The organism is Georgenia sunbinii, from assembly GCF_036421875.1.
Taxonomy (GTDB): Bacteria; Actinomycetota; Actinomycetes; order Actinomycetales; family Actinomycetaceae; genus Georgenia_B; species Georgenia_B sunbinii.
This window is the reverse complement of the sequence record NZ_JAZGOL010000006.1, coordinates 85,524-110,302: the sequence shown is the minus strand read 5'-3', so window position 1 is coordinate 110,302 and position 24,779 is coordinate 85,524. Positions and strand designations below refer to the sequence as shown.

General features: G+C 69.7%; 33 protein-coding genes and 1 pseudogene. 17 read left to right on the top strand and 17 right to left on the bottom strand.

Translation table 11 applies throughout. The annotated features are described in order from the left end of the window. Positions 1-45: 45 nt before the first annotated feature. The 4 genes and pseudogenes from V2J52_RS17140 to V2J52_RS14655 all read right to left on the bottom strand — a co-directional run. Positions 46-201 (bottom strand): annotated as a pseudogene (locus V2J52_RS17140) (VapC toxin family PIN domain ribonuclease); the annotation flags it as partial. 196 nt (positions 202-397) lie between these two features. Then, positions 398-1,288, bottom strand: a complete 891-nt coding sequence (locus tag V2J52_RS14665) for an IS3 family transposase (RefSeq protein WP_331228473.1) — start codon at positions 1,286-1,288, stop codon at positions 398-400. A 2-nt stretch (positions 1,289-1,290) separates the two neighbouring features. After that, entirely contained in the window at positions 1,291-1,587 is a 297-nt protein-coding gene (locus tag V2J52_RS14660; protein WP_331228472.1) for a transposase, read from the bottom strand. A 30-nt stretch (positions 1,588-1,617) separates the two neighbouring features. Continuing rightward, positions 1,618-1,890, bottom strand: a complete 273-nt coding sequence (locus tag V2J52_RS14655) for a PIN domain-containing protein (RefSeq protein WP_331228471.1) — start codon at positions 1,888-1,890, stop codon at positions 1,618-1,620. 252 nt (positions 1,891-2,142) lie between these two features. Here V2J52_RS14655 and V2J52_RS14650 point away from each other — a divergent pair, with 252 nt between their 5' ends. Continuing rightward, positions 2,143-2,373 (top strand): ribbon-helix-helix domain-containing protein, encoded by a 231-nt coding sequence (locus tag V2J52_RS14650; protein WP_331228470.1) that lies wholly within the window; start codon positions 2,143-2,145, stop codon positions 2,371-2,373. Beyond that, positions 2,360-2,707: a type II toxin-antitoxin system PemK/MazF family toxin gene (locus V2J52_RS14645; protein ID WP_331228469.1), complete on the top strand. Its 348-nt coding sequence runs from the start codon at positions 2,360-2,362 to the stop codon at positions 2,705-2,707. The genes V2J52_RS14650 and V2J52_RS14645 overlap by 14 nt, the downstream gene beginning before the upstream one ends. A 141-nt stretch (positions 2,708-2,848) precedes the next feature. On the opposite strand, the gene V2J52_RS14640 is transcribed toward V2J52_RS14645, so the two are convergent. Both V2J52_RS14640 and V2J52_RS14635 read right to left on the bottom strand, forming a co-directional pair. Then, positions 2,849-3,292 carry an HIT family protein gene (locus V2J52_RS14640; RefSeq protein ID WP_331228468.1) on the bottom strand — a complete coding sequence of 148 codons (444 nt, stop codon included), beginning with the start codon at positions 3,290-3,292 and terminating at the stop codon, positions 2,849-2,851. 101 nt (positions 3,293-3,393) lie between these two features. After that, positions 3,394-3,615 (bottom strand): hypothetical protein, encoded by a 222-nt coding sequence (locus V2J52_RS14635; RefSeq protein ID WP_331228467.1) that lies wholly within the window; start codon positions 3,613-3,615, stop codon positions 3,394-3,396. 164 nt (positions 3,616-3,779) lie between these two features. Between V2J52_RS14635 and V2J52_RS14630 the strand changes: the two genes are divergently transcribed. The 4 genes from V2J52_RS14630 to V2J52_RS14615 all read left to right on the top strand — a co-directional run bounded on the left by V2J52_RS14630 (position 3,780) and on the right by V2J52_RS14615 (position 5,197). After that, on the top strand, positions 3,780-4,268 hold the full coding sequence (locus V2J52_RS14630) for a hypothetical protein (RefSeq protein ID WP_331228466.1): 489 nt from the start codon (positions 3,780-3,782) through the stop codon (positions 4,266-4,268). After that, positions 4,265-4,612: a transcriptional regulator gene (locus tag V2J52_RS14625; RefSeq protein ID WP_331228465.1), complete on the top strand. Its 348-nt coding sequence runs from the start codon at positions 4,265-4,267 to the stop codon at positions 4,610-4,612. The genes V2J52_RS14630 and V2J52_RS14625 overlap by 4 nt, the downstream gene beginning before the upstream one ends. A 112-nt stretch (positions 4,613-4,724) precedes the next feature. Further along, a complete protein-coding gene (locus V2J52_RS14620; protein WP_331228464.1) occupies positions 4,725-4,958 on the top strand; it encodes a ribbon-helix-helix domain-containing protein in 234 nt (77 codons plus the stop codon). Continuing rightward, positions 4,955-5,197 carry a toxin gene (locus tag V2J52_RS14615; protein ID WP_331228463.1) on the top strand — a complete coding sequence of 81 codons (243 nt, stop codon included), beginning with the start codon at positions 4,955-4,957 and terminating at the stop codon, positions 5,195-5,197. Before V2J52_RS14620 ends, V2J52_RS14615 begins: the two co-directional genes overlap by 4 nt. An 85-nt stretch (positions 5,198-5,282) precedes the next feature. On the opposite strand, the gene V2J52_RS14610 is transcribed toward V2J52_RS14615, so the two are convergent. Both V2J52_RS14610 and V2J52_RS14605 read right to left on the bottom strand, forming a co-directional pair. Next, positions 5,283-5,849 carry a hypothetical protein gene (locus V2J52_RS14610; RefSeq protein ID WP_331228462.1) on the bottom strand — a complete coding sequence of 189 codons (567 nt, stop codon included), beginning with the start codon at positions 5,847-5,849 and terminating at the stop codon, positions 5,283-5,285. 125 nt (positions 5,850-5,974) lie between these two features. After that, complete coding sequence (locus V2J52_RS14605; RefSeq protein ID WP_331228461.1) at positions 5,975-6,442, bottom strand: hypothetical protein; 468 nt, start codon at positions 6,440-6,442, stop codon at positions 5,975-5,977. A 395-nt stretch (positions 6,443-6,837) separates the two neighbouring features. Between V2J52_RS14605 and V2J52_RS14600 the strand changes: the two genes are divergently transcribed. The 3 genes from V2J52_RS14600 to V2J52_RS14590 all read left to right on the top strand — a co-directional run bounded on the left by V2J52_RS14600 (position 6,838) and on the right by V2J52_RS14590 (position 9,505). Further along, complete coding sequence (locus tag V2J52_RS14600) at positions 6,838-7,623, top strand: hypothetical protein (RefSeq protein ID WP_331228460.1); 786 nt, start codon at positions 6,838-6,840, stop codon at positions 7,621-7,623. Positions 7,624-8,028: 405 nt separating this feature from the next. Further along, positions 8,029-8,883 carry an OmpL47-type beta-barrel domain-containing protein gene (locus V2J52_RS14595; protein WP_331228459.1) on the top strand — a complete coding sequence of 285 codons (855 nt, stop codon included), beginning with the start codon at positions 8,029-8,031 and terminating at the stop codon, positions 8,881-8,883. Between the two features lie 154 nt (positions 8,884-9,037). Beyond that, on the top strand, positions 9,038-9,505 hold the full coding sequence (locus tag V2J52_RS14590; RefSeq protein ID WP_331228458.1) for a hypothetical protein: 468 nt from the start codon (positions 9,038-9,040) through the stop codon (positions 9,503-9,505). Positions 9,506-9,575: 70 nt separating this feature from the next. Here V2J52_RS14590 and V2J52_RS14585 read toward each other — a convergent pair whose 3' ends face one another. The 8 genes from V2J52_RS14585 to V2J52_RS14550 all read right to left on the bottom strand — a co-directional run bounded on the left by V2J52_RS14585 (position 9,576) and on the right by V2J52_RS14550 (position 15,696). After that, entirely contained in the window at positions 9,576-10,196 is a 621-nt protein-coding gene (locus tag V2J52_RS14585; RefSeq protein WP_331228457.1) for a hypothetical protein, read from the bottom strand. Beyond that, positions 10,193-10,555 (bottom strand): PadR family transcriptional regulator, encoded by a 363-nt coding sequence (locus V2J52_RS14580; RefSeq protein ID WP_331228456.1) that lies wholly within the window; start codon positions 10,553-10,555, stop codon positions 10,193-10,195. The genes V2J52_RS14585 and V2J52_RS14580 overlap by 4 nt, the downstream gene beginning before the upstream one ends. 192 nt (positions 10,556-10,747) lie before the next feature. Next, the gene (locus V2J52_RS14575; RefSeq protein ID WP_331228455.1) at positions 10,748-11,596 is read right to left on the bottom strand and encodes a phosphotransferase family protein; all 849 of its coding nucleotides are present in this window, start codon (positions 11,594-11,596) and stop codon (positions 10,748-10,750) included. Positions 11,597-11,627: 31 nt separating this feature from the next. Next, positions 11,628-12,902 carry a serpin family protein gene (locus V2J52_RS14570; protein WP_331228454.1) on the bottom strand — a complete coding sequence of 425 codons (1,275 nt, stop codon included), beginning with the start codon at positions 12,900-12,902 and terminating at the stop codon, positions 11,628-11,630. A 78-nt stretch (positions 12,903-12,980) separates the two neighbouring features. Then, complete coding sequence (locus tag V2J52_RS14565; RefSeq protein WP_331228453.1) at positions 12,981-13,226, bottom strand: ribbon-helix-helix domain-containing protein; 246 nt, start codon at positions 13,224-13,226, stop codon at positions 12,981-12,983. A 40-nt stretch (positions 13,227-13,266) separates the two neighbouring features. After that, entirely contained in the window at positions 13,267-13,467 is a 201-nt protein-coding gene (locus V2J52_RS14560) for a hypothetical protein (protein WP_331228452.1), read from the bottom strand. Between the two features lie 118 nt (positions 13,468-13,585). Next, positions 13,586-14,761, bottom strand: coding sequence for a DUF418 domain-containing protein (locus V2J52_RS14555; protein WP_331228451.1), 1,176 nt, complete (start codon positions 14,759-14,761; stop codon positions 13,586-13,588). A 155-nt stretch (positions 14,762-14,916) separates the two neighbouring features. After that, positions 14,917-15,696 (bottom strand): LLM class F420-dependent oxidoreductase, encoded by a 780-nt coding sequence (locus V2J52_RS14550; protein WP_331228450.1) that lies wholly within the window; start codon positions 15,694-15,696, stop codon positions 14,917-14,919. A gap of 97 nt (positions 15,697-15,793) precedes the next feature. On the opposite strand from V2J52_RS14550, the gene V2J52_RS14545 reads away from it, so the two are divergent. The 3 genes from V2J52_RS14545 (at position 15,794) to V2J52_RS14535 (ending at position 17,755) form a co-directional block, all read left to right on the top strand. After that, positions 15,794-16,564: a fumarylacetoacetate hydrolase family protein gene (locus tag V2J52_RS14545; protein ID WP_331228449.1), complete on the top strand. Its 771-nt coding sequence runs from the start codon at positions 15,794-15,796 to the stop codon at positions 16,562-16,564. A gap of 69 nt (positions 16,565-16,633) precedes the next feature. Further along, positions 16,634-17,335: a DUF433 domain-containing protein gene (locus V2J52_RS14540; protein ID WP_331228448.1), complete on the top strand. Its 702-nt coding sequence runs from the start codon at positions 16,634-16,636 to the stop codon at positions 17,333-17,335. A gap of 3 nt (positions 17,336-17,338) precedes the next feature. Then, entirely contained in the window at positions 17,339-17,755 is a 417-nt protein-coding gene (locus tag V2J52_RS14535; RefSeq protein ID WP_331228447.1) for a PIN-like domain-containing protein, read from the top strand. A 31-nt stretch (positions 17,756-17,786) separates the two neighbouring features. Here V2J52_RS14535 and V2J52_RS14530 read toward each other — a convergent pair whose 3' ends face one another. After that, entirely contained in the window at positions 17,787-18,557 is a 771-nt protein-coding gene (locus tag V2J52_RS14530) for a GntR family transcriptional regulator (RefSeq protein ID WP_331228446.1), read from the bottom strand. Between the two features lie 340 nt (positions 18,558-18,897). On the opposite strand from V2J52_RS14530, the gene iolC reads away from it, so the two are divergent. From iolC to iolG, 5 genes are all read left to right on the top strand, one after another. After that, entirely contained in the window at positions 18,898-19,848 is a 951-nt protein-coding gene (gene iolC, locus V2J52_RS14525; protein ID WP_491062192.1) for a 5-dehydro-2-deoxygluconokinase, read from the top strand. Continuing rightward, a complete protein-coding gene (locus V2J52_RS14520) occupies positions 19,845-20,717 on the top strand; it encodes a Cgl0159 family (beta/alpha)8-fold protein (RefSeq protein ID WP_331228444.1) in 873 nt (290 codons plus the stop codon). Before iolC ends, V2J52_RS14520 begins: the two co-directional genes overlap by 4 nt. Next, complete coding sequence (gene iolB / locus V2J52_RS14515) at positions 20,714-21,610, top strand: 5-deoxy-glucuronate isomerase (protein ID WP_331228443.1); 897 nt, start codon at positions 20,714-20,716, stop codon at positions 21,608-21,610. The genes V2J52_RS14520 and iolB overlap by 4 nt, the downstream gene beginning before the upstream one ends. Continuing rightward, complete coding sequence (iolD, locus tag V2J52_RS14510; RefSeq protein WP_331228442.1) at positions 21,607-23,511, top strand: 3D-(3,5/4)-trihydroxycyclohexane-1,2-dione acylhydrolase (decyclizing); 1,905 nt, start codon at positions 21,607-21,609, stop codon at positions 23,509-23,511. Before iolB ends, iolD begins: the two co-directional genes overlap by 4 nt. A gap of 229 nt (positions 23,512-23,740) precedes the next feature. Next, positions 23,741-24,763, top strand: coding sequence for an inositol 2-dehydrogenase (gene iolG / locus V2J52_RS14505; RefSeq protein WP_331228441.1), 1,023 nt, complete (start codon positions 23,741-23,743; stop codon positions 24,761-24,763). Positions 24,764-24,779 lie beyond the last annotated feature (16 nt).

Genomic DNA, 24,779 nt, shown 5'->3' with positions numbered 1-24,779 from the left:
ACGGCGGCTTCCGCTGCCCAGGCGGGATGTGGGTGGGGCGCTGGGTCAGTCGCTGGGCGCGGTCGTGTCCCAGGGATTGAGGCAAGGGACGCCGAGAGGTTCGAAGTGCCTGGTGTTCCGCGTTACTACGGTCATCTTGGCGGACTCCGCGACGGCCGCAATGAGTGCGTCGTCGAACGGTGCATGCTCGGGAACCCGATAGTGGCAATCCCCTGAAACTGTAGAGACCTGATTTTGTCTGACTCGGTTTCTTCTGCGGTTCCCCCCGTCCTTGCTCCGCGGTGCCGCTCGCAGCCGTGGTCAAGGCTGGGCCGCAGGCCCACCCCGAAGGGGCATGGCCTTGACCACGGCGAGGACGGTGCCACGCTGGTCGACGGGGTGACCGCAGTGTGTTCATCTACGCCGCCTCCTTGTCAGTCGTCGCGGCCAGGGCCAGCTCGTAGGCGACCGGGGAGATCATGCCCAGCGCGGAGTGGCGCCTGTCGTGGTTGTACTCCTCGATCCAGACAGCCACGCGCACCCGTGCCTGGGCCTTGGTCGCGAAGTGCTCAAGGGCGCGGAGCTCGAACTCTACGGTGGAGTGCCAGCTCTCGATGACCGCGTTGTCCAGCGCGGAGCCGACCCGGCCCATGGACTGGCGGATTTGGCACCGGATGCAGGCCTTGCGGAAGTCCCCGGCGGTGAATTCACTGCCCTGGTCGGTGTGGCATATGACGCCGGCGACCTGGTCGCGCCCGCCGCGCACGGCGACCGCCATCTGTAGCGCCGCGGTGGCCAACGCGGCGTCGTGGTGCTCGCCCAGCGCGAACCCCACGATCCGCCGTGATCCCATGTCCAGCACGCTGTCGAGGTAGAGCTTGCCCTCGTCGGTGATGATCTCGGTACCGTCGCCGTACCACTTGTGATTCAGCGTGCTGGTCGCGAAGTCGCGGCCGATCAGGTCCGGTGCCCGCCACCGTCCCCGCCCCTGGCGGGTGGTCTGCTTGCGCCGCCGCGGGCGCCGAGCGGCCAGGCCCAGTTCGCGCATCAGCGCAGCGACGGTGTTCTCGCTGACCTGCCAACCCTCATCACGTAGGTCGGCGGTGATCCGCGGGGCGCCGTAAGTGCCATGGTGCTTGGCGAACCACCGCCCGATCGCTACCTTCAGCTGCTCGCGGCGGGTGTGGGCCGCCGAGGCGTCGCCGTGGCGCCACTTGTAGAACCACGGCTGGGACACCCCCAGCGCCCGGCACGCGACCGCGTAGGGGACCTGGTGCTCGGCCCTCTGGGTGACGATGAAGGTGGCCACGGCTACCGGCCCATCGCCTCTTCCACCCACAGGGCCGTGGAGCGTTTGAGGACATCACGCTGCATCCGCAGCTCGACGTTCTCCTTACGCAACCGGACCAGCTCCGCACGCTCGTCCTCGCTCAGCCCCGCGTTGCCGCCATCACGCTCGGCACGCGCCTTGGCACACCAGTTACCCAGCGTCCCCTCGTTGATACCCAGATCCCTGGCCACCTGCACGATCGGCTTCCCCGTCTCGGTCACCAACCGCACCGCACCCTGCTTGAAGTCCTCATCGAACTTCCGATACTGCCTGCTCATCGCCGCTCATCTCCCTCAAAGGCGATGTCTCTACGGTACGAGGGGAAACCCATAGGCCGCGAGGATGCGGGCCGCCGGCAAGTCAAAGGACAGCACCCGCCCGGCGAACGTGGGCAAGACGTTCTCGTTGAACCAGCGACGCAGTACATCTCCTTGCTCAGCGTGGGATCGCTCCTTGGCAATGACTCCTCGCTCGATCTCCGCGATGGTGAATGCTGAGACGAACTGGTCGCCGAATGGAATCGATGCCGCCCACACCTCGACGGACCGGTTGGTCGGTGGCGCATCGGGCGTACCCGACATGCAGCGCGCTCATGGCGCACCTCCATGAGATTGGCCCGATCCCGCCGCGGGAATGCGGTCGGCTTGGGCATCAGGCTCGGCGCCCGACCCCACCAGCAAGGCCCTGCCCGTTGCGAGCTGCAAGGGCCGCCGCGCTACCGGTGACCCGGCAGAACAGCCCGCTGCACCGGACGCGTTCCACATGCCACGCTCGGGTGCCCATCGCAGGCCAAGGTGCACCCGAAGCGGGTAGCACTACGGTAGTATTGCGGTATGAAACTCAGCGTCAGTTTGCCAGACGAGGATGTGGCCATCCTCGACGAGTTCGCCCGTACCGCCGGCCTGCCCTCGAGATCGGCTGCGTTGCAACGTGCAGTGCGAATGCTGCGCCTGCCCGACTTGGAACAGGATTACGAAGCCGCATGGCAGGAGTGGGAAACCTCAGGCGATCAGGCGGCGTGGAGCACGACCGCGGCCGACGGGATTGCTGATGTTGCGCGGTGAGATCCGGCTCGTCGATCTGGACCCCGTTCGTGGAAGTGAGGCCAACAATCGCCGTCCGGCTGTGATCGTCAGCAACGACCGAGCGAACTTGATCGCGGCGCGGCTCGGCCGCGGAGTGATCACAGTGGTGCCGGTTACCAGCAACACGGAGCGGATCTTCCCGTTCCAGGCATTCCTGCCCGCAGCCGCGACCGGCCTCCGGCAGGACTCCAAGGCCCAGGCCGAGCAAGTCCGCTCGATCGCAGTCGAGCGGCTCGGCGCCGTCCTCGGCCGAGCTCCCGCCGACGTCATGGCCCACCTCGACGACGCACTGCGCCTCCACCTGCAACTGTAGGGACCGCATGCCAGATGGGGATCCCGAAGCGGTCACGCTCCGCGCGACGCCCCCCGCACTCCCGGTGCGTTCCGGTGACGGAAGAGCAAGACGGTGAACAAGAGTGCAGGACGCTCCTACGGTCTGAGGAGCGCACGAAGTCTAGAGCGAGGCGGCGAGCACCCTGGCGCGCTCGGCGATGGCAACAGCATCAGCCGGCATGTCCGGCTCGAACGGTAGCTCCAGCCGGTCCTTATCTTTGTCGCGGTAACGCGGGATCACGTGCAGGTGGAAGTGGAAGACGGTCTGCCAGGCTTCGGCGCCGCAGCAGTTGAGCAGGTTGACGCCGTCGGCGCCGAGTGCGGAGAGCGCGACTTTGGCGATCCGCTGGGCAGCCAGTGTGGTGGCAACCAGGTCGTCGGCGGAGATCTCGACAAGGTCGGCGCTGTGCCGCTTGGGGATTACCAGCAGGTGGCCGTCCGAGCCCGGATCGATATCCATGAAGGCGAACGTCGTCGCATCCTCGGCCACTTTCGCGCACGGAATCGTCCCTGCGACAATCCCGCAGAACACGCACTGGCCGGTCGAGTCAACCTCTTCTCTCACAACGGCGATGGTAGCGAGTCGCCGCCTGGGCCTCGGAGCGTTTGGCGTACCTCAGCCGGATCGACGGCCGGGGATGCTGCAGCGAAGGGTCGGGGGCGGCGTCAGTGACTCTTGTTGCGCGGGTGGTTCTTGGCTGTGCGCTCGTTGCCATGCTTGTAGTTGCCGGTCAGTCTGGCCATGAGCTCCTGCGGGTCGGCGTCCTCAACATCGGCCAGGAACCGCTTGGCAGTGGCGCCCCGCAGCGTCGTCGCGGGCCGGCCGTGGTGACTGATGAGGACGTCGTCTCCGATGACTCGGTAGACAAAGCTGTCGGGTGAGACCACGACCAGCAGTCTTTCATCCCAGCCGCCTTGGTGCACGTAGATTTTGAAGAGGAGGAGACCTCAATTGAACGAGACCGGACGATGCAGCGACTTACCGCAAGGGGATCCCTTCTGCGACGCAACCCCTACTTGCCGCAATGGAAAGTAGGTGCCAAGTTGCCGTCATGGAAAGTAGAGACGCTGTCACTCCGGACGAGGCCAGAGCCGCCCTCGAGGACCTTACTGGTGCGCAGGAGCGCATCGCCGCTCAGGTCGTCGCACCTTGGTGGTACCGACTCGGGGCGGCCCTGTGTACGGCGTCGCTGTTCGTCGGCATGGGCCTGGTTGTCGGCCAAACCAACCCCAGCGACGCTGCCGAGACCGCCTCTAGCCTCCTGATCGTGCTCGGAGCGGTCGTGGCGGCCATCGCCCTGCTCGCAGGGCTGAAGCGCTCGACGGGGGTGTCGGTCGACCGCTACTCCCAGGGGATGGGGGTCTGGTACGTCATCGTCTTCGGCCTACTGGCCATCGCCTTCGTCCTCCAGCAGTTCGCCGGCGTTCCCTTCGCACTTGCCGGCGGCGGCGTGGGCGCCTTCATCGCCACCGTCTCCAACGAGCGTCGCATCGACGCGCTGCTGGGTGGCCGCGTGCGAACAGGTCGGTGGCGGTCGTGACCCGACCGGCCTTCGACGACATCATCCACGCCCCCAACCGCCTGCAGATATGCGCAATGCTCGCGCCCGTCGACGCTCTGGATTTCGCCACCGTTCGTGAGTCGCTTTCGGTCAGCGACTCTGTCCTCAGCAAGCACGTCAGGGTCCTGACCGACGTCGGTTACCTGCACACGGCCAAGACCCGCCATGCCTCGCGCAGTCGTACCTGGCTCAGCCTCACCGATACCGGCCGGGCGGCCTTGCACTCACATCTGGCCGAGCTGCGTCGCATATCAGCGCTCGCCACCGTCCAAACGTCGACGAGTACGTTACCGGGAACCAATCGCGGGGGCGCTGCCCCGTAAGCCGAACTCGCTGCGGCGCATACGTGCCCGGGAGCTTAGTTGCTGACGCCCCGGCAGGGAATGGCCTTGCGGCCCTCTACCCGACAGCCAATTTTCGTAATACGATCGAGCCATGGTCGCTGACGAGCAGATCCAGAAGTGGGCAGACGAGGCTGAAGCTGGCTACGACGTCGAGAGCTTGAAGCGTCGCGGACGCGGTCGGCCTGGCCGTGGTGCTGAGCCGATGCAGGTCGTTGCTGTGCGCCTCACTGCCGAAGAGCTCGCGGCAGTGGACGAGTTGGCGAAGAGGGAGCACGTGTCACGCTCCGAGGCAATCCGCCGCGCTCTGGCTGCCTTCGCGGCGTGAGGGTCCATGCCAGCGCACTGAAACACGGCATCTCGCCCGAGGATGCGGTCCACGCAGCCGACTGGTCCCAGTGGGTCGAGCCCCTCGAGGAGGATGACTGGCCGAACCGCGAACTGCGGCTTGGCTTTGACACGCACGCACGTTTGCTGGAGACCGTCGTGCTGGTCTTCGAGAACGGCGAGGAACTGGTTATCCACGCCATGCCTGCGAGGCGCAAGTATTGGGACCTGCTGCCATGAGGGCACCCACGCTGGCTCCGGCTGGCGCACGTCCCGCCTGAATTCGCCGATCCCCTTGCGGGACTCCCGAAGGTGGGACGGCCGCTCAATGCTGCGGTGGGATGTGGAAGTCGATCGCGTTGTCGCGGCTCACGCCGTTCTCGTCCCCGACCGAGGCGATCGTGTACGGGTCTAGGTTGATCGTGTCTCCCGCGTAGAGGGGCATCGATCCGTCGAGATCGAGCACCGACGTGGCGTCCCCTCGCCGGATGGCGTTGATCCACTCCAGGTAGGGGTAGTGGTCGATGCAGAAGCGGGTGGCGATGGCCTGCATGGTGTCGCCGGGTGCTGCGACGTATGCGACCGGCTGGTCGTCCTCGTCGTAGGTCACCTCACCGGTGGCACCGGCGATCGGGCCGACGTCGCGCAGGCTGGAGTACCAGTACCCGTGGACGCGGTCCTCGGTGGCGTTGGTCCGCGGTTCCAGGCTGGGAAGTCCCTCGCAGCCATCCCCGCTTCGCTCGGGCACCGTCGCCTGGCCGTCGTCGACGACGTAGTAGCCCTCGGTGCCCGGCTGTTCCGCCCCTGCGCCGGTGCCGGGGGACGGCCGGGTTGTGGCGGTCTGTGAGGGTTCGGGTGACCCGCTAGCGACAGTGTCCTCAGTGGCCGGCACCGATGTAGCCGTCGATGGCGGCTCCTCGGTCGAGCTGCACGCCGACACGGCCGTGATCACCAGGACCACGGCTGCCAGGCCACAAGCACGGCTCTGCGGGCGCCTCCGGGCCGCCGCTGTGTGTCTCATCCGCCGGTGAAGACGTTGATCGCGAGCGGAGCGCCGAGACCGTCACAGACGGCGCCGAGATCGTCCATGGCGTCGTCCCACTCGGGGGAGCGCACACCGGTCGGCTCGTGACCTGCTCCGGATGGGACGGTTGGCGCGATCTCCTGGAGCTGGGCGATCGCAGTGTGCACGGCGCTGTCCCCAGCAGAGGGCAGGTGATCGAGCACGCGGGTTGCCAACTGGTGCCAACCCTCATGCTCTTGCGCCTCCATACGGCCGTCCGCGAGGCCGAGGTCGGCGTTCTCCACGATCGTCAACACATCACCGAAGGCGGTGCAGATGGCGGCGTCATCCAGAGCCTCGGGCACTGGTGCGGCGGCCGAGGAGGGTGACTCGGTGGCGGTGCCGGCCTGCGGTGTCTCGGTCTGACCTGCATGAGCCTCGTCATCGGCACTGCAGCCACCCGCCACCACGGCGCCGAGCACTGCTGCCGATAGCACTGCCCACCGTCTCGCTCGCATCTGTGCGCACTCCTGATGTCGACATCTGATGACTACAGACTATGGGCTTGTAGCCGCCCTGGAAGTGGGTTCTGTCGACGAAGTCGGGGGCTAAGGCAATCTCGGCCTCGCCCGTTCCAATGCTGTATGGCCGCGAGCACGAAGCTGGGATCGAGCGGTAGTTCCTCCCGCCTTCAAAGAGGGCGCCCCGAATCTCACGCCGCTCAGACTTTGCTGAACCGAGCGAGTGCCCTCTCGAGCGGCTCGAGCCTGGCGCGGTCTGCCGTGGCGAGAGGGGCTGGTGACAGTGACGGCCTTCGAGGACGCTGGCGCGACCGCCGCCCGAACAGGTCCGCTGCGGCCCCCGCTAGTGTGCTGACATGCGTTTGCTCGCGCGCTATGTGACCAGCGCACTCACCGCCGTAGGAGTGGTCGCTCTCGCCGGCTGTTCCTCGCCCGCGTCCCTGGGCAAGGAGTCCGCGAGGGACGCCATCGACTACCTGCTCGCACCGACGGTCTTCCACTCGCACGCCTGGGACGTTGTGCAGTTCTCCGAGCACGTCCAAGCAGCTACCGAGGGCACCGAGATCGTCATGCTCGGCGTTGAGGAGGTGGCAGCCGACCAGCAGGTGGCCGGCAAGGCGATCGGCTGGATCACCCTGGGCCTCACGGTCTCCGACAGGCGAGCACCGCGGGGGTACTGGGGCTCACCGGCCGAGCAGGACCCGGGCCCGCACTGCTTCCGGGTCGGGTTCAACAACTGGGGCGTGGATGACGTCCGCGGCGTGGACTGTCCGGGCGAGCTCGTGGCCGCGCCGGCACCGCCGTCTCAGCGTCCCAAGATGGCAGCTAACGCCGAGGAGGCCGTGCGGTCGGCGCTGACAACCCTGCCCGACGACCTGCCGCCAGAGGCGGACGTCGTCGCGGCGGTGACGGCGCTGCTGGAGCCGCACCCGAACGGCGTCACGCCACTCGCAGAGGTCACGGCGAGCATCGAGGGCCGGGCGGTCGCCGTCGCCACGGGCGACGACGACGACTGCGTTCTCGTGGTGCGCTCCAGTAGCGGCGAGGTGCGCGACGTGCATGTGCCGCCGATCTACCTGAAGCCCGGCGAGCTCGGCTGCAGGGCCAGCACGGCGTTCGCAGATCTGCGGCCGCCGCACTGACCACCTCCTCCGCACCCCCCGAGAGCTCGCCGCGAAAGCGGCAGGCACGGTCAGGAAACGGCGGCCCGCCACTCACCGGCAGGGGACTCGCGGCCAGCTTCCCCAGGCAACAGTGTGCCGACCGAAAGAGCCCGGACGTCGGTAGATCCGGACGTCCCGTAAGCCGAACCCTCACCGTGGCGGAGCACGGCACCGGGTCGGCCTGATCGCCGTCTGGGCGGGTGCAGTCCCGTGAGACCCGCCCGCGACTATGCCCGGTGAAGGGAGGCTGACTGGTGAGGAACTCTCGGCCCCAGGCGCCCGGCTGGACGCCGTCGGCCCGCGGTCGGGGTACCAGCGGCCCTACCGCATTCGTCTACACTCCTCCGGGCGGCAACGGGTGCCGTCCACCACTTGGAGGCAATGATGCGCGCACAGATCCGAATCGCCGCGGTCGTTCTCGGCTTCGGTCTCGTGACGGCGGCGTGCTCCGACGCGCCCCAGGAGCCCGCGGAGCCCGAGCCGACCACTGCCGTCGACGCCACGACGGAGCCCACCGAGGACGACGCCGACGCGCACGATCACGGCGGACACACCGACCACGACGCCGAGGCGACCGCCCCGGTGGAGGGCCCGGTCGCCGCCAACGTCCTCGGCACCTCCACCGGCAGCTACGGGGAGCTGGGCGAGGGGCTCGGCAGTGCGACCAACACGCTGGTCGTCGAGGGCACCGCGACGATGGTCAAGAGCGAGTCCGGAACCGAGATCACCACGGAGGTGGAGGGCTTGCTCTCCGGTGAGCCTCACCCGGCTCACTTGCACGACGGGTCCTGCACGGAGTTCGGCGGGCACTACATGAACGACCACTCCGGCCCGATGGCGCCCCCGAACGAGATTTGGCTGTCCTCCTCCGGTGACCCGGAAGGGCCCCTTGAGCCGAGCATGACCGGTTCGGCGACCGGCGCGGGCAGTGCGGACTGGGTGCCGCGTCAGCAGCCGCTGTCGATGATGATCCACGACTCGGAGTTCCCCGGCCTGCCGATCGCCTGCGCCGACTTCGCCGCCTATGACGCGCCGGCCACCCTCGTCCTCGAGGCCACGGCGGACGACGTCGAGACGGTCGAGTACTCGATCAATGACGGCGACTGGCTGGCCTACGACGGCGTCGTCGAGGTCGACGAGCCCGGGTCTTACACCGTCTCCTTCGCGGGCGTCGACGGCGCGGGCGAGCGGAGCGAACCGCAGGAGATCTCGTTCGAGGTCACCGGCGGCGCACTGTAGGGGGCGAGCGGGGGAGCCCGGCGAACGACAGTACCGACGCGCAAGCTCACGGTGATCGCGAGCGAATGGAGCAGTTGGTAGACGGCAATGGCACGCCGCGATCAGTCGAGGGTGCAAGGGACTCGCTCCACCCACCTACTTCTAAGATTGCGTCATGACTCGGTACGGACCACTCAGCAGCAAGGTCGGCGTCCTCGTCATCGGCGACCTATTACGCCATCACGTTCGACTCACCCCCGGCGAACTGGTCCAGCACAACGGCGCGGTCGAGGTCGCCTCGTTCGATTGGGACGACGTCGAGAGCGCGATCTTGCGTTTGCCGAGTACCCGCTTCCGCTTTCCCGGCGCCGTTTCCACAATCGGCTTGGGGGCGCTCGCCGCGGTCCTCCTCGATGATCCCGGCGCCACTCCCGACGACGGTGGAATCGACATCGCGGTCGATGGGGAAACTCACGGGCTCACTATCAGCCGTCATCATGTCGGCGGCTACTGGGTTCGCATCGTGACGCCCACACAAGAGTTATTGGATCGCCTCGTCTCCCGCCGTGCGGCCCGCGACTCCTTGACCCGGCCCGAGAAAGTCATCAAGTTTGTCGCGGAGGCCGCTCGCCGCAATCGATGACGCATCGTGATCGACGATCGCGAACGCGTCGCCGCAACGCCAGGGGGGCGGTGGCTCATTCTGCGGGCGGTCATGTGGTGGTGGTCCGCGCGGTGCGGCGCATCCGGCGCGCTACCTCCGCGCAGACGGCACCGACGGCGATCAGTGCGATGCCCATTGGCCAGGGCAGCTCAGCAACGACCTGATTCTCGAGGAAGCCGGTCGCCAACCCGCCAACGAGCCCGGCCGCCACGACTCCAGCAATCCCCAGCAGGGTCACCGCGCGAGTGCTCAGCTGGCCCCGGTGGTGGCGGATAATGTCCACCGCGATCATCGCCAGGACGGCGACGATGAGGACGACCAGGGGAGGTCCACTGAGCGTGAACGGGTCTTGATCGAGGGTGATCGGCCCCAGGAGGGCCAGGAAGCCGGTGGCCAACGCTAGCGTGGCCGTGGTCCTGAGGGCGGTGGTGAGCCAGGGGCGGGTCCGGTCGGCCGCCATCCAATCTGCTGCAAAGGCAGCGACGTCGGTGCCGACAACCTCATCCGCACGGCGCCCCGCGGTGCTTGCTTCCTGCAAGTGGCCGCGGAGCTCCTCGAGGCGGTCGCGCCGCTCGGGTCGCGGCACTCCGCCGCCTCGCCAGTACCGGTTGACCTGGCGCAGGACATCGTCGATCTGGCGCTCGTGGCCCGATGGGCGTGCGGTGCTCATGGAGGTCCTTCCGGTTTCAGGTGCTGGCCCAAGACGGCCTCTACGCCGCCGGAGACCTGGGCCCAGATGGCAGCAGCGCTGTGCAGCTCTGTCCGGCCGGCGGAGGTAATGGCGTAGTACCGGCGCCGGGGCCCGCTGGCCGATGGGGCCAGATAGCTGTCCAGGTGTCCCTTGTGCTCCAGTCGCGACAGCAGCGGATAGATCGACCCGTCACGCACCAGGCCAAGACCCGCCCCGCGCAGCGCGTCGGCGATCTCGTACCCATATCGGTCACGCTCGGCCACCAGGGCCAGGAGGCAGGCATCCAGGATCCCGCGCAACAGTCGCGAGCTCCTGTCACCACCGTCCCGCACCGCCATTGGGCTATCCTGCTGTACAGGACTCATGTACTGCAAGCGTTCGAGGTGTAGAGCAACTTCGCCGTGCTGACGACTCCGTGTTGACGAGCTCGCCATCGCTCGAGAGGTCGGCGGCGGAATCGGGGCAAGCATCGCGGACGACGCGTTCCTCCTGCTCGCCGCACCCTGAGGTTCTACGGCTCGCCGCGCCGGTCAGCGGCGGAGCTTGCCCGTCGCGCGCTCCACCATCCGGGCGAGCTCGTGAGCAGGACGGCGCCGCAGCAGGCTGAAGGCGACGATCTGCAGGGGGAAGCAACCGCGGAAGGCCTTTGCTCGGGCGGCGGTCGCAGAGTCGACCACCTCGTGGAGTAGGTGCCAGCCGTGCCAGCTCAGCAAGCTCGCGACGTCCTCAGCCGGGTCCTCCTCGCTGGTGAGGTCCCAGTCCAGCAGTCCGCTGACCCGCCCGTCGGCCCACAGCACGTTGCTGCTGGCCAGGTCGCCATGGTTGACGACGACGTCGCCGATGGCCAGGCCTGCGAGGGCATCGATGCGGTGGCGGGCCTCGTCCCGGACGTCTGGTGGCAGCGCCGGGACGACCTGTTCGCGGAGGACGTGCTCCCAGTCTGGCCCGCCGCAGAACGACCTGGCGGGCGCCAGGTGCGGACGCAGTTCCGCTGGCGGCAGACTGTGGACCGCGTCGAGCAACGCCCGCAACTCTGCCGGGTCGCCGCTGCCCGGAGGATGTGCGCTACCCGACAGGCGTCGGGTGGGTACCGCCACCAGTCCGCCGTCGTGGACGGCGTCGCCGATGCTGATGGGGACGGGGAACGGCAGCCGGGGGAGCGCATCGACAAGCCGCTGAGTACGCAGAACCGCGGGGGTGGTCCACGCGTCCCGCGCGACACGGACTGCCGCCGGCCCCGCCAGTACGACGATGCTGCTGGAGCCGGACTCGACCCACTCCCACTCGGCGGGAGCGGCTTGGACTCCGGCTTCTGCCAGTGTGGCCGCCACCAGTCCCTCGAGTACCCCGGCGCTGGGGCGGACGTAGTCGGTCTCCATCATCACGACCTTACGCAGGGTCGATGGCGTGTCAGCCGCGGGGGTCGTGAACGCTGCCGAGGAAGAGCACGACGCCGGTTTCACGGTCACTCACGGTGAACGCGAAGGGCCGGTCGACCTGGAACGGCGGCGGTCCTGTGGATGACGTCGTCATGGCCCCGCCCGTGACGGCCGCGGCCTCGGTGCCCTCCTCGTCGACGCGGATGTAGGTCTTCTGCGCGACGGCGTCGAGGGACGGGTTGGCCGGCGACATCGGGGTGAAGTCCCCGCCGCCGAACGCAGACTCCATCCCGAGCGAATGCAGCACCTCGGTGAGGTCCGCTTCCCACTCGAGCTCGAAGCGCGGCAGCGCGACCCCGGAGACGGTGGCCGGCTGGAGGCCGTCGACCGTCTCCTGCCAGGTCCCGGCGTCGAGGTCGCCGAGCATCTCGTCGAGGGCGACGTCCTCGTCGGGCAGCAGTACCTCCATGCCGAACCGTTCGTCGTCGCCGTAGGGGAGCCGGAGCATCTGGAAGCCGTCCCCGACGGAGGTCTCCAGCTCGGCGGCGCTGCGGTGCATCGTGGGGACATCCACCACGTCGCCGTCGGCCAGCGTGAATGGCGCCGGGCGGGTGTCGTCCTCGTTGAACGTGGTGGTCCACGTCCCGAGGAAGTAGACCGTGTTGAGCAGCACCAGCACCGCCTGCGCGTCGGGCAGGCCGAGGTCCGCGGCGATCTCGTCGATGAGCCCCTCGGTGCCATCGCTGACCCAGTCGTCGATCGTGTCGGCGGCGTCCTGCGAGCCGAGGTCGACCTCGTCGAGAGTCGCCCGGTAGGTGTCCTGCACGAACGAGACGTAGTCGTCCTCGAACGGGTAGCCCTCGGCCGCCCACAGCGAGTTCGCGATCGCCAGCGTCACGTCATCGGTGTCGACCAGATCAGCGAGCAGTGCCGCGTACCGGGTGTCCTGCGGACCGTCGAGGCCCAGCAGCTCGACCATCTCCTCGGCGGTGTCCCCGTCGGCGCCGGCCGTCACCATCGCCAGCAGCACCGACGCCGAGAGCGGTGAGGTGACCGTGTTCTCGCCGTCCTGCGCCACGCCGGTGTGCAGGTCGAAGCCGAACGCATTGACGCCGTCGGCCGCCGCGGCAGCGTCCGCTGCGGACAGGCTGCCCGCGAGATCGGCGCCCAGCGCGTCCCCGGCCCCGTCGCGCGGCTCGCTACCGGCGTCGCCGCAGGCGACGAGGGCGAGCGAGACCGCGGCCGCAGCGGCGATGATTCGTCCAGCGACACGGGTATGAGTGGCTGCCGAGGGATCTGGGCTCATACCCGGATTGTGTCTGCAGGCAGGCGGTCCTTGCAGTCCCTCGGTCCTCAGCGCGCTCGCGCAAACGAACTGCGGCTGTTAAGCGGTGTGCAGGTACGTCGCCAAAGCTTGGCGCACGACTGCGTCGGGCGACTGCCCATCTCGCCGTGCGCGCTCGTCGATGGCCTCGAGGAGGTCGTCTGGCACGAGCTGTAGTCGCTGGAAGTGGGGGTTCGGCTCCGCCACGGTTTCGGCCAGGTCGTATCCGTCCTGAGCCTCCGCGGTCATCGCGGCCACATCTTTGTCGCTGACCCCAGGCACACGGTTGGTGATCTCGAAACTCACGAGTTCCCTCCTCCTTTCGGGTAGTGCTTCTTAGGCAGCTTCATCGCATGGATGACAACCTCGGTCCCATCATCTCCTGGACGGTCACTATCTCCAGGGGTCTCGCGGAGCCGTCGACGCCGACGTACAGCCACCTATCCGGTTCCTCGCCCACGCGGGTTCGTTGCCACGCGCTGGCGATCGCATGCACGATGTCTGCCGGCGTGCACCCGTGCTTGAGTGCCGACTGGAGAATCCGCATGCTCGGAGTCTGTCAGGCACCACCGACGGCCGTGACAACATCCAGCACGTCTTACCCCACACGCCGCGTCGGCTCACGTTGCGCGAGATAGTCGTGTTGAGAGCAACGCTTCGCGGGCCTACTGCTCGCCGCGGCGGTCAGCGGCGGCGGGCGGCGCCGACGGCGGATTCGTTGGTGCGGGCCCCGGTGCCGCGACCGGCCCGGGGACTGCGTGCGACCCGGGCGGCGGCGCCGACGCGGGGAGGCCGCCGACGGTGACCGCCCGCATGAGCCGCTCGAGCGGCCCGCGGCCGAGGAACCGTGCCCACAGCGAGCACGCGACGAGCGTGACGACGATGAACCACACGAGGACGGCGTTGGACTCGGGGTACCAGACGACGTCGACGCCGAGAATCGCGATCGCGACGATGTGCACCGAGTACGCGGTCAGCGCCATCGCGCCGGTGGCGGCGATCGGATAGAGCAGCGCGCGCGCCACCCGGGCGATCGCTGCCGTCGTCGTGAGCAGGAGCAGCACGGCGAGGGTGAGCAGCGCGACGCCGCTGTTGCCCAGCAGCTCGAAGGTCGAGTCCATGTGCGGCTCGGCGCTCACCAGCCGGTACCCCAGCTCGGAGTCGCCGGCGCCGGCGGAGAGCAGGAGATCGGAGCCGCCGTGGCCGACGAGCAGGAGGCCCAGCCCGGTGACCGCCATGGTCAGCTGCACCCGACGTGCTCGCAGGTCCAGCCGCCCGATGGCGAGGCCGAGCAGCATGTACGCCGCCCACACCAGCGCCGGGTAGTGGCCGGTGACGAACAGGTCGAGCACGAAGGCCTCGTCGGTCCCCAGCGTCCGCAGCAGCCAGCTCTCGCCGTCGTCGCCAGAGACGGTCAGCGCCGCCACGAGCGTGGGGCCGGCGACGGCGACCACGCCGGCGAAGAACGCCGCGAGCTGCCACCGGGCGGCGATCGCCGGCATGACGAGCAGGAACGTCACCGCGTAGGACGGCAGGATCACCGCGACCGGCGTCTCCAGCAACATGAGCACGACGCCGATGACGAAGATCGCGATCGCCCGGGTGGCCACCCGCAGGTAGCCGCGGACCAACGCCTCGTCGCGCGGCACGACCCGGCCCCCGGTGAACAGCGCGATCGACACGCCGGCGAGGATCGCGAACAACGACGACGGCCGACCGTCGGCGACGACGAGCCACGACGGCGAGGGCACCCCGTCGACGGCGTAGCCGAGGTGGGCGACGAACATGCCGAGCACGGCGAGACCACGGGCGATGTCCACCGCGATGATGCGTTCCTTCACCGGGCCAGCGTAGTGGCGCGGGGGCCGCAGGAAGGCGTTGGAATCGCCCCTCTCACTCATATCAGCCCTGTTGGAAGGGGCGACCGTTGATCGGGAAGGGCGTGCTGAGCGCTGAGGGGTCCGGGCTACCGGCGTGGGCGGGTCGGGCACCCGCGTCAGCGGGCGTCGCGCCAGGCGATCCAGTCCTTCAGCAGGGACAGGTCGTAGTCGGGGCCCTCGGCGCCGATGGTGAACAGCGTGGCGCCGGCGGCCACCAGCGCGTCGCCGACCTCGGCGGGGGAGTGCTTGACGCCGACCGAGCGCTCGATGCTCGCCGAGTCGCGGCCGACGTCCTCGCAGTGCCGGTCGAGCACCGCGCTCTTGTGCCGCAGCGTGTCGAGGTCGGCGAAGCTGTGCCAGATGTCCGCGTGCTCGGCCACGTACCGCAACGTCTTGCGCTCGCCGCCACCGCCGATGAGGACCGGGATGTCGCGGGTGGGGGCCGGGTTGAGCTGCGACCAGCGGTCCTTGATCCGCGGCAGGGCCTGCCCGAGGTCGGCGAGCCGGCTGCCGGCGGTGCCGAAGTCGTAGCCGTACTCGGTGTAGTCGCGCTCGAACCAGCCGGCGCCGATGCCGAGGATGATGCGGCCGTCGCTGATGTGGTCGACCGTGCGGGCCATGTCGGCCAGCAGCTCGGGGTTGCGGTAACTGTTGCAGGTGACCAGCGCACCGATCTGGGCGCGGCTCGTCGCCTCCGCCCAGGCGCCGAGGACGGTCCAGCACTCGAAGTGCTTGCCGTCCGGCTCGCCGGTGAGCGGGAAGAAGTGGTCCCAGGTGAAGATGACGTCGACGCCGGCGTCCTCCGCGCGCGCCACCGCGTCGCGGATCTGGGCGTAGTCGGCGTGCTGCGGCTTGAGCTGGACGGCGATCCGTACCGGAAATGTCATGGTCGTCATCGTGCCAGCGTCCAGGCACCGCCGCGTCGTCGGGCCGCCTGCGTCTCAGATCGGCCGCGGAGCCCCGCACCGGCCGCGCCGTTGTACCGTGAGCGCCATGCGCATCGCTCGGTTCACCACGGGGGACAGCCCCAAGTACGGCATCCTCGAGGACGGCTCCACCGACCTCGTCGTCATCAACGGCGACCCCCTGTTCACACCCATCTCGACGACGGGGGAGCGGGTCGGCCTCGACGAGGTCCGGCTGCTGTCGCCGATCATCCCCCGCTCCAAGGTGGTGGGCATCGGCCGCAACTACGCCGCGCACGCCGCGGAGATGGGCAACGAGGTGCCCGCCGAGCCGGTGGTCTTCCTCAAGCCGAACACCGCCGTCGTCGGCCCGGACGACCCGATCGTCATGCCCGGCTACACCAACGAGCTCAGCTACGAGGCCGAGCTCGCCGTCGTCATCGCCAAGATGGCCAAGCACGTGCCGGTAGAGAAGGCCCACGAGTACGTGTTCGGCTACACCGTCGCCAACGACGTCACGGCGCGCGACGCCCAGCGGGCCGACGACACGTGGACGCGGGCCAAGGCCTTCGACACTTCCTGCCCGATCGGCCCGTTCCTGGCGCTGGACCTCGACGTCACCGACCTCACGGTCCGCTCCTGGGTCGACGGCGAGCTGCGCCAGGACGGCCGCACCTCGGACATGGTGCGCTCGGTGCCCGAGCTCATCGCCTACGTCTCGACGATCTTCACGCTGCTGCCAGGCGACATCATCCTCACCGGCACGCCGGCCGGCGTCGGGTCGATGGAGCCCGGCCAGCGGGTCGAGGTCGAGGTCGAGGGGATCGGCCGCTTCGGCAACAACGTCGTGCGGCGCTGACCCGGGCGCTGTCCACAACCACGTCGATATTCCGCGCCGCACGCTGGCCAGCTGTGTCATTCTCGGAGCATGACCGCCGATCGTGCCGTTGATGGGGGCAAGTACGGCCTGCTCGACAGGCCGATGTACAGCCACGCTGATGTCGACCGCCACCTCGGTCTCCACTCCGGGACTGCGCGGCGGTGGCTCAACGGCTACCGGCGGGGACGCGACGAGTACCCACCCGTGCTGCGGCCTTCTCCCGCGGGTGAGGATGTCGTCACCTGGGGAGAGTTCGTTGAGACCAGGCTCCTTTCGGAGTATCGGAACAGGGGCGTCTCACTGCAGCGACTTCGGCCGGCGGTTGAAAGGCTGCGAGAGGAATTCGGTCGCTATCCTTTGGCGCACGCACGGCCATTCCTCGAGGTCGAGGGCAGGGAGCTGGTGCGCCGGATCCAGGACGACGTCGGCTTGCCGCGAGAGCTGCAGCTCGTGGTCGTTCGCTCTGGACAGGGACTGATCTCAGCCCGACCGGTCGAGGCGTTCGTCAGGGCGGTCGACTACGCCGACGGCATGGCTGTGCGTCTGCGGCCCGCGAGCAGCGACTCCCTCGTGCTGATTGACCCGGAACGGCAAGGAGGCCGGCCCGTTGTCAGGGCCGTTCCCACGGATGTGCTGCTCGAACAGTTCAACGCCGGTGAGAGCGTGTCGGAGCTCGCCGAGCTCTGGGAACTGAGCACCGAGGAGATCGAGTCCGCTCTCCGCTACGAGGTCGCCGCTTTCTCGGCGTAGCCCATGCACGGCGCCTACCGGTGGTTCGCTGACGAGAGCGTCCTCGGTTTCGGCAAGAAGCTCGCTGCCCGGCGAGGAGACGTCCTGTACCCGGGTCATCCCGACCTGCCCGCAGTCGGCCTCGGCGCTCGCGACGTGGAGTGGATGGCCGTGATCGCCGCGGGCGGGCTGGTCGCATTCCACCGCGACAAACGGATCAGGACCCGTCCGATCGAGGTCACCCGCTACATCGACAACGGTATGCGCTCGATCTGGTTTGGTGGGAAGAAGGACATGTCGTCCGACGACCAGGTGGATCTCGTGGAGCGCCACTGGGCACGGATCGAGCTGTCAGTAGCCGAGCTCGGTCCAGGCCCGTGGAGTCTCACGTTGACGAGCAACGGTCTGGTGGAGCTTCCTTGGCGGCCGGCGAGCGGTTGAACGAGATACCCAGCCGGCCGGGCCGGCCCGCTCAGCGCGCGACGACGCTGGTGTGGAAGCTGTACCGCGATGCGCGGTAAATGTGGGTGCCGTACTCCACCACGGTGTCGGTGTCCGCGATCGCGACGCGCTCCATGGTCAGCACCGCCGCGCGGACCGGCTCCTCCAGCATCCGGGCCTCGGCTGCGGTGGCCTGCCGGGCGCCGATGGTCTGGTGGGCGAGCCGGAGCCGGACCCCGCGGGCGCGCAGCGAGGTGTAGAGCCCGTCGCGCTCGAGCTCGGCGCGGGTGGGCGCGACCTCGGCGACGATGTCGTTGGTCAGCAGCGCGAGCGGCTCACCGTCGGCGTACCGCAGCCGCCGCACGTGCACGACGTCCGACCCGACGGCGACGCGCAGCTTCGCGGCCGTCGCCTCGTCCGCGGGCAGCGTGTCGTAGCTGAGCACCGCGGTGCGCGGTGCGCGGCCGGCCGCCGCGAGGTCGTCGTGCAGGCTGGTGAGCTCCACCGCCCGTCGGATGATCTCCGGGGCGACCGCGGTGCCGACGCCGCGCTTGCGCACGAGCATCCCCTTGTCGACGAGCTCCTGCAGCGCCTGCCGCGCGGTCGGGCGCGACACCCGCAGCCGCTCGGCCATCGCCAGCTCGTTCTCGATCCGGGTGTGCGCGGCGACCTCGCCGGAGACGATCGCGGCGTGGAGCACCGAGGAGATCTGCTGGTACAGCGGCACCGGGCTGTCACGGTCGAGGACGACCTGCGGGCGGTAGACCTGCGCAGCCGCTGTCGCCCTGCCGGACGCTGTCATCTGCGGTCACTCCCGATCAGGCGTTGAGGATGTCGCGACATGGTGGCACGACGAGCGCGCGTCTGGCGAGGCGCTCGGTCGTCACGGAACCGGGACGACGACGTCGCGCACGAGGGCGTCGAGGTCGCCAGTTGCTGACCTCTCCGGCGCTCGACCGCGCACCTGCGCAGGCGTTACCGCGCAACTCCGAGCGTTTGTCCGGACAAATGCTTGACTGCCGATCCTCGCTGCGGCAGGGTTGGGGCAGCGCCCCGGGGGAGGGTGCAGCTGCGACGAGGACGTGAGCAGGAGGATGCGTGCCGTGACAAGCTCGACCACCGCGCCGCTCGACGTCCTGACCATGGGTCGTTGCGGCGTCGACCTCTACCCGCTGACTACGGGCGTCGGGCTCGAGGACGTCGAGACCTTCGGCAAGTTCCTCGGCGGCAGCCCGACCAACGTCGCGGTCGCCGCCGCCCGGCTCGGTCACCGGGCAGCGACCGTCACCGGGGTCGGCGACGACCCGTTCGGCCGCTTCGTGCGCCGCGAGATGGTCCGGCTCGGCGTCAGCGACGCCCACGTCATCACCGTGGCCCACCTGCCCACCCCGGTCACCTTCTGCGAGATCTTCCCGCCGGACAACTTCCCGCTCTACTTCTACCGCGAGCCGAGCGCCCCGGACCTGCAGGTGAGCCCGGCGGACATCCCGGCGGCCGCCGTCGCCGGCGCGCGGATCGTGTGGTTCTCGGTCACCGGGCTGTCCGCCGAGCCGTCGCGCTCGGCCCACCGCGCCGCGCTCGCCGCCCGGCAGCGCCGCGAGCACACCGTCCTCGACCTCGACTACCGGCCGATGTTCTGGGACTCGCCCGAGGCGGCCACCGCCGAGGTGCGCGAGTTCCTGCCCGGTGTCACGGTGGCGGTGGGCAACCGCGAGGAGTGCGCGGTCGCCGTCGGGGAGACCGACCCGGAGCGGGCGGCCGACGCGCTGCTGGAGGCCGGCGTCGAGATCGCCATCGTCAAGCAGGGGCCGCGGGGCGCCCTCGCCAAGACCCGTGAGGAGCGCGTCGAGGTTCCCGCGCCCCTCACCGAGGTGGTCAACGGCCTCGGCGCCGGCGACTCGTTCGGCGGCTCGCTGTGCCACGGTCTGCTCGAGGGGTGGTCGCTGGGGCGCACCATCACCGCCGCGGGAGCCGCCGGCGCCATCGTCGCGTCCCGCCTCGAGTGCTCGACCGCCATGCCGACCGAGGCCGAGGTCCTCGAGGTCGTCGACGCCGGCGCCCGTCCCCAGGACGTCCAGCGGAGGGAAATATGACGACGACGCTGGAGGAGATCCGCCAGCTCCGGCGGCACGAGCCCGAGCGGATCGCCCGTGCGCTGGCCGAGCGCCCCCGCGGACGGCGGCCGTCGGAACCGGGCAGCAAGCTCATGATCATCGCGTGCGACCACCCCGCGCGTGGCTCGCTCGGCGCCGGGCGGGACGCGGCCGCGATGGCGGACCGCGGCGAGCTGCTGCGCCGCTGCGCCGCCGCGCTCGGCCGCCCCGGCGTGCACGGCTTCCTCGGCACCGCGGACATGGTCGAGGACCTCACCCTCATGGGTGCGCTCGACCACAAGCTGGTCTACGGCTCGATGAACCGCGGCGGCCTGCTCGGCGCGAGCTTCGAGATGGACGACCGCTTCACCGGCTACACGACGCGGTCGATCGTCGACGCCGGCCTCGACGGCGGCAAGATGCTGCTGCGCATCGACCCCGACGACCCCGGCTCGCTACGCACCATGGCGGCCAGCGCCCGCGCCGTCGACGAGCTCGCCGACGCGCGGCTGACGGCCATGGTGGAACCCTTCATCACCCGGCGGATCGACGGCCGGGCGACCAACGACCTCACCACCGAGGCAGTGGTGAGGTCGGTGGCGATCGCCGCCGGGCTGGCCGGCAGCTCCGCGTACACCTGGCTAAAGCTGCCGATGGTGCCGGACATGGCGGCTGTCGCGGCCGCCTCGACCTTGCCGGCGCTGATCCTCGGCGGCGCGGTCACCGAGGACGCTGACGCGACCGCGGCGGGCTGGGCGCAGGCGCTGCGCCTGCCCGGCATCGAGGGACTGGTCATCGGACGAGCTCTGCTGTACCCCCACGGCGGCGACGTCGAGGGGGCGGTGGACCGAGCGGTAGGACTGCTGTGAACCACACCAACGACCTCGTCGTCCGCGCCGGGCAGACCGCGCACGGCCGCTACGCCCTGGACATCACCCCCGAGCGAGCCGGCTGGACCTTCACCGGCATCAAGGTCCTCGAGCTGGCCGCCGGGCAGCGCGAGGAGGTAACCACCGGCGACGACGAGATGCTCGTCCTGCCGCTGTCCGGCTCCTGCACCGTGACGGTCGAGGGCCGCAGCCACGAGCTGGCTGGCCGGCCGGACGTGTTCACCGCCGTCACCGACTACCTCTACGTCCCGATCGGGACGACGCTGACGATCACCTCGGCCGACGGCGGTACCTTCGCCCTGCCCAGCGCCCGCGCCACCCGCCGGCTGGCGGTGTCCTACCAGGGGGCCGAGAAGGTCCGCACCGAGCTGCGCGGCGCCGGCCGGGCGTCGCGCCAGGTGAACAACTACGCGCTCGCGAACGACCTCGAGACCGACCACCTGCTCGTCTGCGAGGTCCTCACCCCGGGCGGGAACTGGTCCTCCTACCCGCCGCACAAGCACGACGAGCACAACGACGTCGAGCGCGAGCTCGAGGAGATCTACCTCTTCGACGTCCGTCCCGGGCCGCACGGACCCGGCTTCGCCTTCCACCGCACCTACGGCACCGCCGAACGGCCGATCGAGATCGCCACCGAGGTCCGCGCCGGCGACGTCGTCCTCACCCCGCACGGCTATCACGGCCCCTCGATGGCCGCCCCGGACTACGACCTCTACTACCTCAACGTCATGGCCGGGCCCGCCGAGGATGGCAGCTGGCTGATGACCGACGACCCCACCCACCACTGGGTGCGCGGTACGTGGGACTCCCAGGAGGTCGACCCCCGGCTGCCGATGACCCGACCCGTCGAGACACCCGAGGGGGGACCATGACCGATGCCGCCCAGCCCGGCACCGTCCGGCTGACGGTCGCCCAGGCGCTCGTCCGGTTCCTCTCCGTGCAGTACTCCGAGCGCGACGGCGTCGAGCAGCGGCTGATCGCTGGCGCCTTCGCGATCTTCGGGCACGGCAACGTCGCCGGCATCGGCCAGGCGCTGCTGCAGAACGAGCTCGACCCGGCGCCGGGGGAGGAGCCGGTGACTTTTTACCAGGCCCGCAACGAGCAGGGCATGGTGCACGCCGCGGTGTCCTACGCCCGCACCACGAACCGGCTGCAGACCTTCGCGTGCGCCGCGTCCATCGGCCCCGGCTCGACCAACATGGTCACCGGCGCCGCCCTCGCCACCGTCGACCGCATCCCCGTCCTGCTGCTGCCCTCGGACAACTTCGCCACCCGCTCGCCCGACCCGGTGCTGCAGCAGCTGGAGAATGAGCAGACCCCCGAAGCCTCGGTCAACGACGCCTTCCGCCCGGTGTCGCGGCTCTTCGACCGGATCCACCGGCCCGAGCAGCTGCTCGCCAGCGCGCTCGCGGCGATGCGGGTGCTCACCGACCCGGCCGAGACCGGCGCGGTGACCATCTGCCTGCCGCAGGACGTCCAGTCCGAGGCGTTCGACTGGCCCGAGGAGTTCTTCCGCCGCCGCGTCTGGCACGTCGCCCGCCCGGTGCCCGAGCCGGCGGCCCTCGACCGCGCGGTCGAGGCCATCCGCGGGGCGCGACGGCCCGTGATCGTCGCCGGCGGCGGGGTGGTCTACTCCGAGGCGAGCGCCGAGCTCACCGCCCTCGCCGACGCCACCGGGATCCCGGTCGTCGACACCCAGGCCGGCAAGGGCGCGATCAGCTGGGAGCACCCGGCCGCGGCCGGCGGTGTCGGCTCCACCGGCAGCGCGGCGGCCAACGCGCTGGCCGCCGAGGCCGACGTCGTCATCGGCGTCGGGACCCGGTACACCGACTTCACCACCGCCAGCCGCACCGCGTTCCGTCACCCCGGCGTGCGCTTCGTCAACCTCAACGTCAAGGCGTTCGACGCCGCCAAGAACGCCGCCGAGATGGTCGTCACCGACGCCCGCACCGGACTGGCCGCGCTCACGACGGCGCTCGCCGGCTACCGCGTCGAGGCGGACTACTCCCGGCGGGTGACCGAGCTGGTCGCGGACTGGGCACGGGTCACCGAGGAGTGCTTCCACCGCAACCACTCGCCGCTGCCGGCGCAGACCGAGGTCTTCGGCGCGCTCAACGAGCTCATGGCCGACGACGACATCCTCATCAACGCCGCCGGCTCGATGCCGGGCGACCTCCAGGCGCTGTGGCGGGCCCGCACCCCGGTGCAGTACCACCTGGAGTACGGCTTCTCCTGCATGGGATACGAGATCCCCGCCGCGATGGGCGCCAAGATGGCGCGCCCGGGCAGCGAGGTCGTCGCCGTCGTCGGGGACGGCACCTACCAGATGGCCCCGCAGGAGATCGCCACGATCGTCGCCGAGGGGATCAAGGTCGTCCTCGTCGTCCTGCAGAACCACGGCTGGGCCTCGATCGGCTCACTGTCGCAGGAGCACGGCTCGCAGCGCTTCGGCACCAAGTACCGGATGCGCAACCCCGAGACCGGGCTGCTCGACGGCGCGAAGGTTCCGATGGACATCGCCGCCAACATCCGCAGCTACGGGGTCGAGGTCCTCGAACCCGCTTCGATGACCGAGTTCCGCCAGGCCTACGCCACCGCCGCGGCCAACGACGCCACCACCGCGATCGTCGTCGAGACCGACCTCGAAGGCCCGAACCCGCCGTCGTCGGGCTGGTGGGACGTGCCCGTGGCGCAGACCTCGCGGCTGGCGAGCACCCAGCAGGCCGCCGTCGCGTACCGACCCGCCAAGGCCGCGCAGCACCCCTACCTCTGACCCCGCCCAGCAGACCTACCCGCGACAGCAGACTTGTCACCGACAGCAGACTTGTCGCCGACAGACGACTTGTCCGCGAGAGCAGACTTGTCCGCGAGAGCAGACTTGTCGCCGAGAGCGGACTTGTCGCCGAGAGCAGACTTGTCCGCGAGAGCAGACTTGCCTGCGAGGGCAGACTTGTCGTCGACAGCAGGATTGCCTGCGGCCGTTGTTCACCCGAGAGGACCCCATGCTGAGAATCGCCGTTGTCGGAGCCGGGCGGATCGGCGCCGTGCACGCCGCTACCGTGGCCCGCCACCCCGGCGCCGAGCTGCGGGTGGTGTGCGACCCGGTCGGTGACGCCGCCGCACGCCTCGCCGGCACGTACGGCGCCCGCGCCACCCACGACGTCGAGGACGCCTATACCGCCGAGGACGTCGACGCCGTCATCATCGGCTCCCCGACGCCGATGCACGTGCCGCAGATCATCGCCGCGGTGGCCGCCGGCAAGGCGGTGCTCTGCGAGAAGCCGATCGACCTCGACCTCGCCCGGGCTGACGAGTGCATCGCCGCCATCACCGGCCGCGAGGACCGGGTCATGCTCGGCTTCAACCGGCGCTTCGACCCCACCTTCGCCGAGATCCATGCCCGGGTTGCAGCCGGGGAGATCGGTCCGCTGGAGCAGCTGACGATCATCAGCCGCGACCCCGCACCGCCGCAGGTCGCGTACGTCGCGGTCTCCGGCGGGATCTTCCGTGACATGACGATCCACGACTTCGACACCGCGCGGTACTTCCTCGGCGACATCGTCGAGGTCCGCGCCGTCGGGCAGCTGCTCGACCCGGCACTGGCCGAGACCGGAGACTTCGACGGCGCCGTCACCACCCTCGTCGCCGCGAGCGGCGCGGTCGCCACCATCATCAACGCCCGCCACTGCGCCAGCGGGTACGACCAGCGCCTCGAGGCGTTCGGTCCGCGCGGCTCCCTCGAGGCGGTCAACCACACCGCGACCGCGGTGCGGGCCTCCGGGGCGGCGGCGTCGGGCGCCGCCGGCCCGTACCTGGACTTCTTCCTCGAGCGCTACGCCGACGCCTACCGGCTCGAGCTCGACCACTTCATCGAGAGTATCCAGGCCGGCCGGGCGCCGTCACCGTCGATCGCCGACGGGCGCGCCGCGCTCGTCCTCGCCGACGCTGCGACGCACAGTGCCCGCACCGGCGAACGGGTGCTGCTCGACCGGTCGACGGCCCGTGAGATGTCCTCGGCCGAGTAAGTCACGCGGGCCGCGG

Excerpts from the sequence above, each read along its gene's own strand:
- iolD (WP_331228442.1), top strand. The coding sequence starts at position 21,607 with ATGACCGATGCCGCCCAGCCCGGCACCGTCCGGCTGACGGTCGCCCAG.
- V2J52_RS14520 (WP_331228444.1), top strand. The coding sequence starts at position 19,845 with ATGACGACGACGCTGGAGGAGATCCGCCAGCTCCGGCGGCACGAGCCC.
- V2J52_RS14570 (WP_331228454.1), bottom strand. The coding sequence starts at position 12,902 with ATGAGCCCAGATCCCTCGGCAGCCACTCATACCCGTGTCGCTGGACGA.
- V2J52_RS14620 (WP_331228464.1), top strand. The coding sequence starts at position 4,725 with ATGGTCGCTGACGAGCAGATCCAGAAGTGGGCAGACGAGGCTGAAGCT.
- V2J52_RS14595 (WP_331228459.1), top strand. The coding sequence starts at position 8,029 with ATGCGCGCACAGATCCGAATCGCCGCGGTCGTTCTCGGCTTCGGTCTC.
- iolG (WP_331228441.1), top strand. The coding sequence starts at position 23,741 with ATGCTGAGAATCGCCGTTGTCGGAGCCGGGCGGATCGGCGCCGTGCAC.
- V2J52_RS14645 (WP_331228469.1), top strand. The coding sequence starts at position 2,360 with ATGTTGCGCGGTGAGATCCGGCTCGTCGATCTGGACCCCGTTCGTGGA.
- iolC (WP_491062192.1), top strand. The coding sequence starts at position 18,898 with ATGGGTCGTTGCGGCGTCGACCTCTACCCGCTGACTACGGGCGTCGGG.
- V2J52_RS14585 (WP_331228457.1), bottom strand. The coding sequence starts at position 10,196 with ATGAGCACCGCACGCCCATCGGGCCACGAGCGCCAGATCGACGATGTC.
- V2J52_RS14580 (WP_331228456.1), bottom strand. The coding sequence starts at position 10,555 with ATGGCGGTGCGGGACGGTGGTGACAGGAGCTCGCGACTGTTGCGCGGG.
- V2J52_RS14530 (WP_331228446.1), bottom strand. The coding sequence starts at position 18,557 with ATGACAGCGTCCGGCAGGGCGACAGCGGCTGCGCAGGTCTACCGCCCG.
- V2J52_RS14650 (WP_331228470.1), top strand. The coding sequence starts at position 2,143 with ATGAAACTCAGCGTCAGTTTGCCAGACGAGGATGTGGCCATCCTCGAC.
- V2J52_RS14550 (WP_331228450.1), bottom strand. The coding sequence starts at position 15,696 with ATGACGACCATGACATTTCCGGTACGGATCGCCGTCCAGCTCAAGCCG.
- V2J52_RS14660 (WP_331228472.1), bottom strand. The coding sequence starts at position 1,587 with ATGAGCAGGCAGTATCGGAAGTTCGATGAGGACTTCAAGCAGGGTGCG.
- V2J52_RS14540 (WP_331228448.1), top strand. The coding sequence starts at position 16,634 with ATGACCGCCGATCGTGCCGTTGATGGGGGCAAGTACGGCCTGCTCGAC.
- V2J52_RS14545 (WP_331228449.1), top strand. The coding sequence starts at position 15,794 with ATGCGCATCGCTCGGTTCACCACGGGGGACAGCCCCAAGTACGGCATC.
- V2J52_RS14535 (WP_331228447.1), top strand. The coding sequence starts at position 17,339 with ATGCACGGCGCCTACCGGTGGTTCGCTGACGAGAGCGTCCTCGGTTTC.
- V2J52_RS14600 (WP_331228460.1), top strand. The coding sequence starts at position 6,838 with ATGCGTTTGCTCGCGCGCTATGTGACCAGCGCACTCACCGCCGTAGGA.
- V2J52_RS14560 (WP_331228452.1), bottom strand. The coding sequence starts at position 13,467 with ATGCGGATTCTCCAGTCGGCACTCAAGCACGGGTGCACGCCGGCAGAC.
- V2J52_RS14575 (WP_331228455.1), bottom strand. The coding sequence starts at position 11,596 with ATGGAGACCGACTACGTCCGCCCCAGCGCCGGGGTACTCGAGGGACTG.
- V2J52_RS14590 (WP_331228458.1), top strand. The coding sequence starts at position 9,038 with ATGACTCGGTACGGACCACTCAGCAGCAAGGTCGGCGTCCTCGTCATC.
- V2J52_RS14630 (WP_331228466.1), top strand. The coding sequence starts at position 3,780 with ATGGAAAGTAGAGACGCTGTCACTCCGGACGAGGCCAGAGCCGCCCTC.
- V2J52_RS14655 (WP_331228471.1), bottom strand. The coding sequence starts at position 1,890 with ATGTCGGGTACGCCCGATGCGCCACCGACCAACCGGTCCGTCGAGGTG.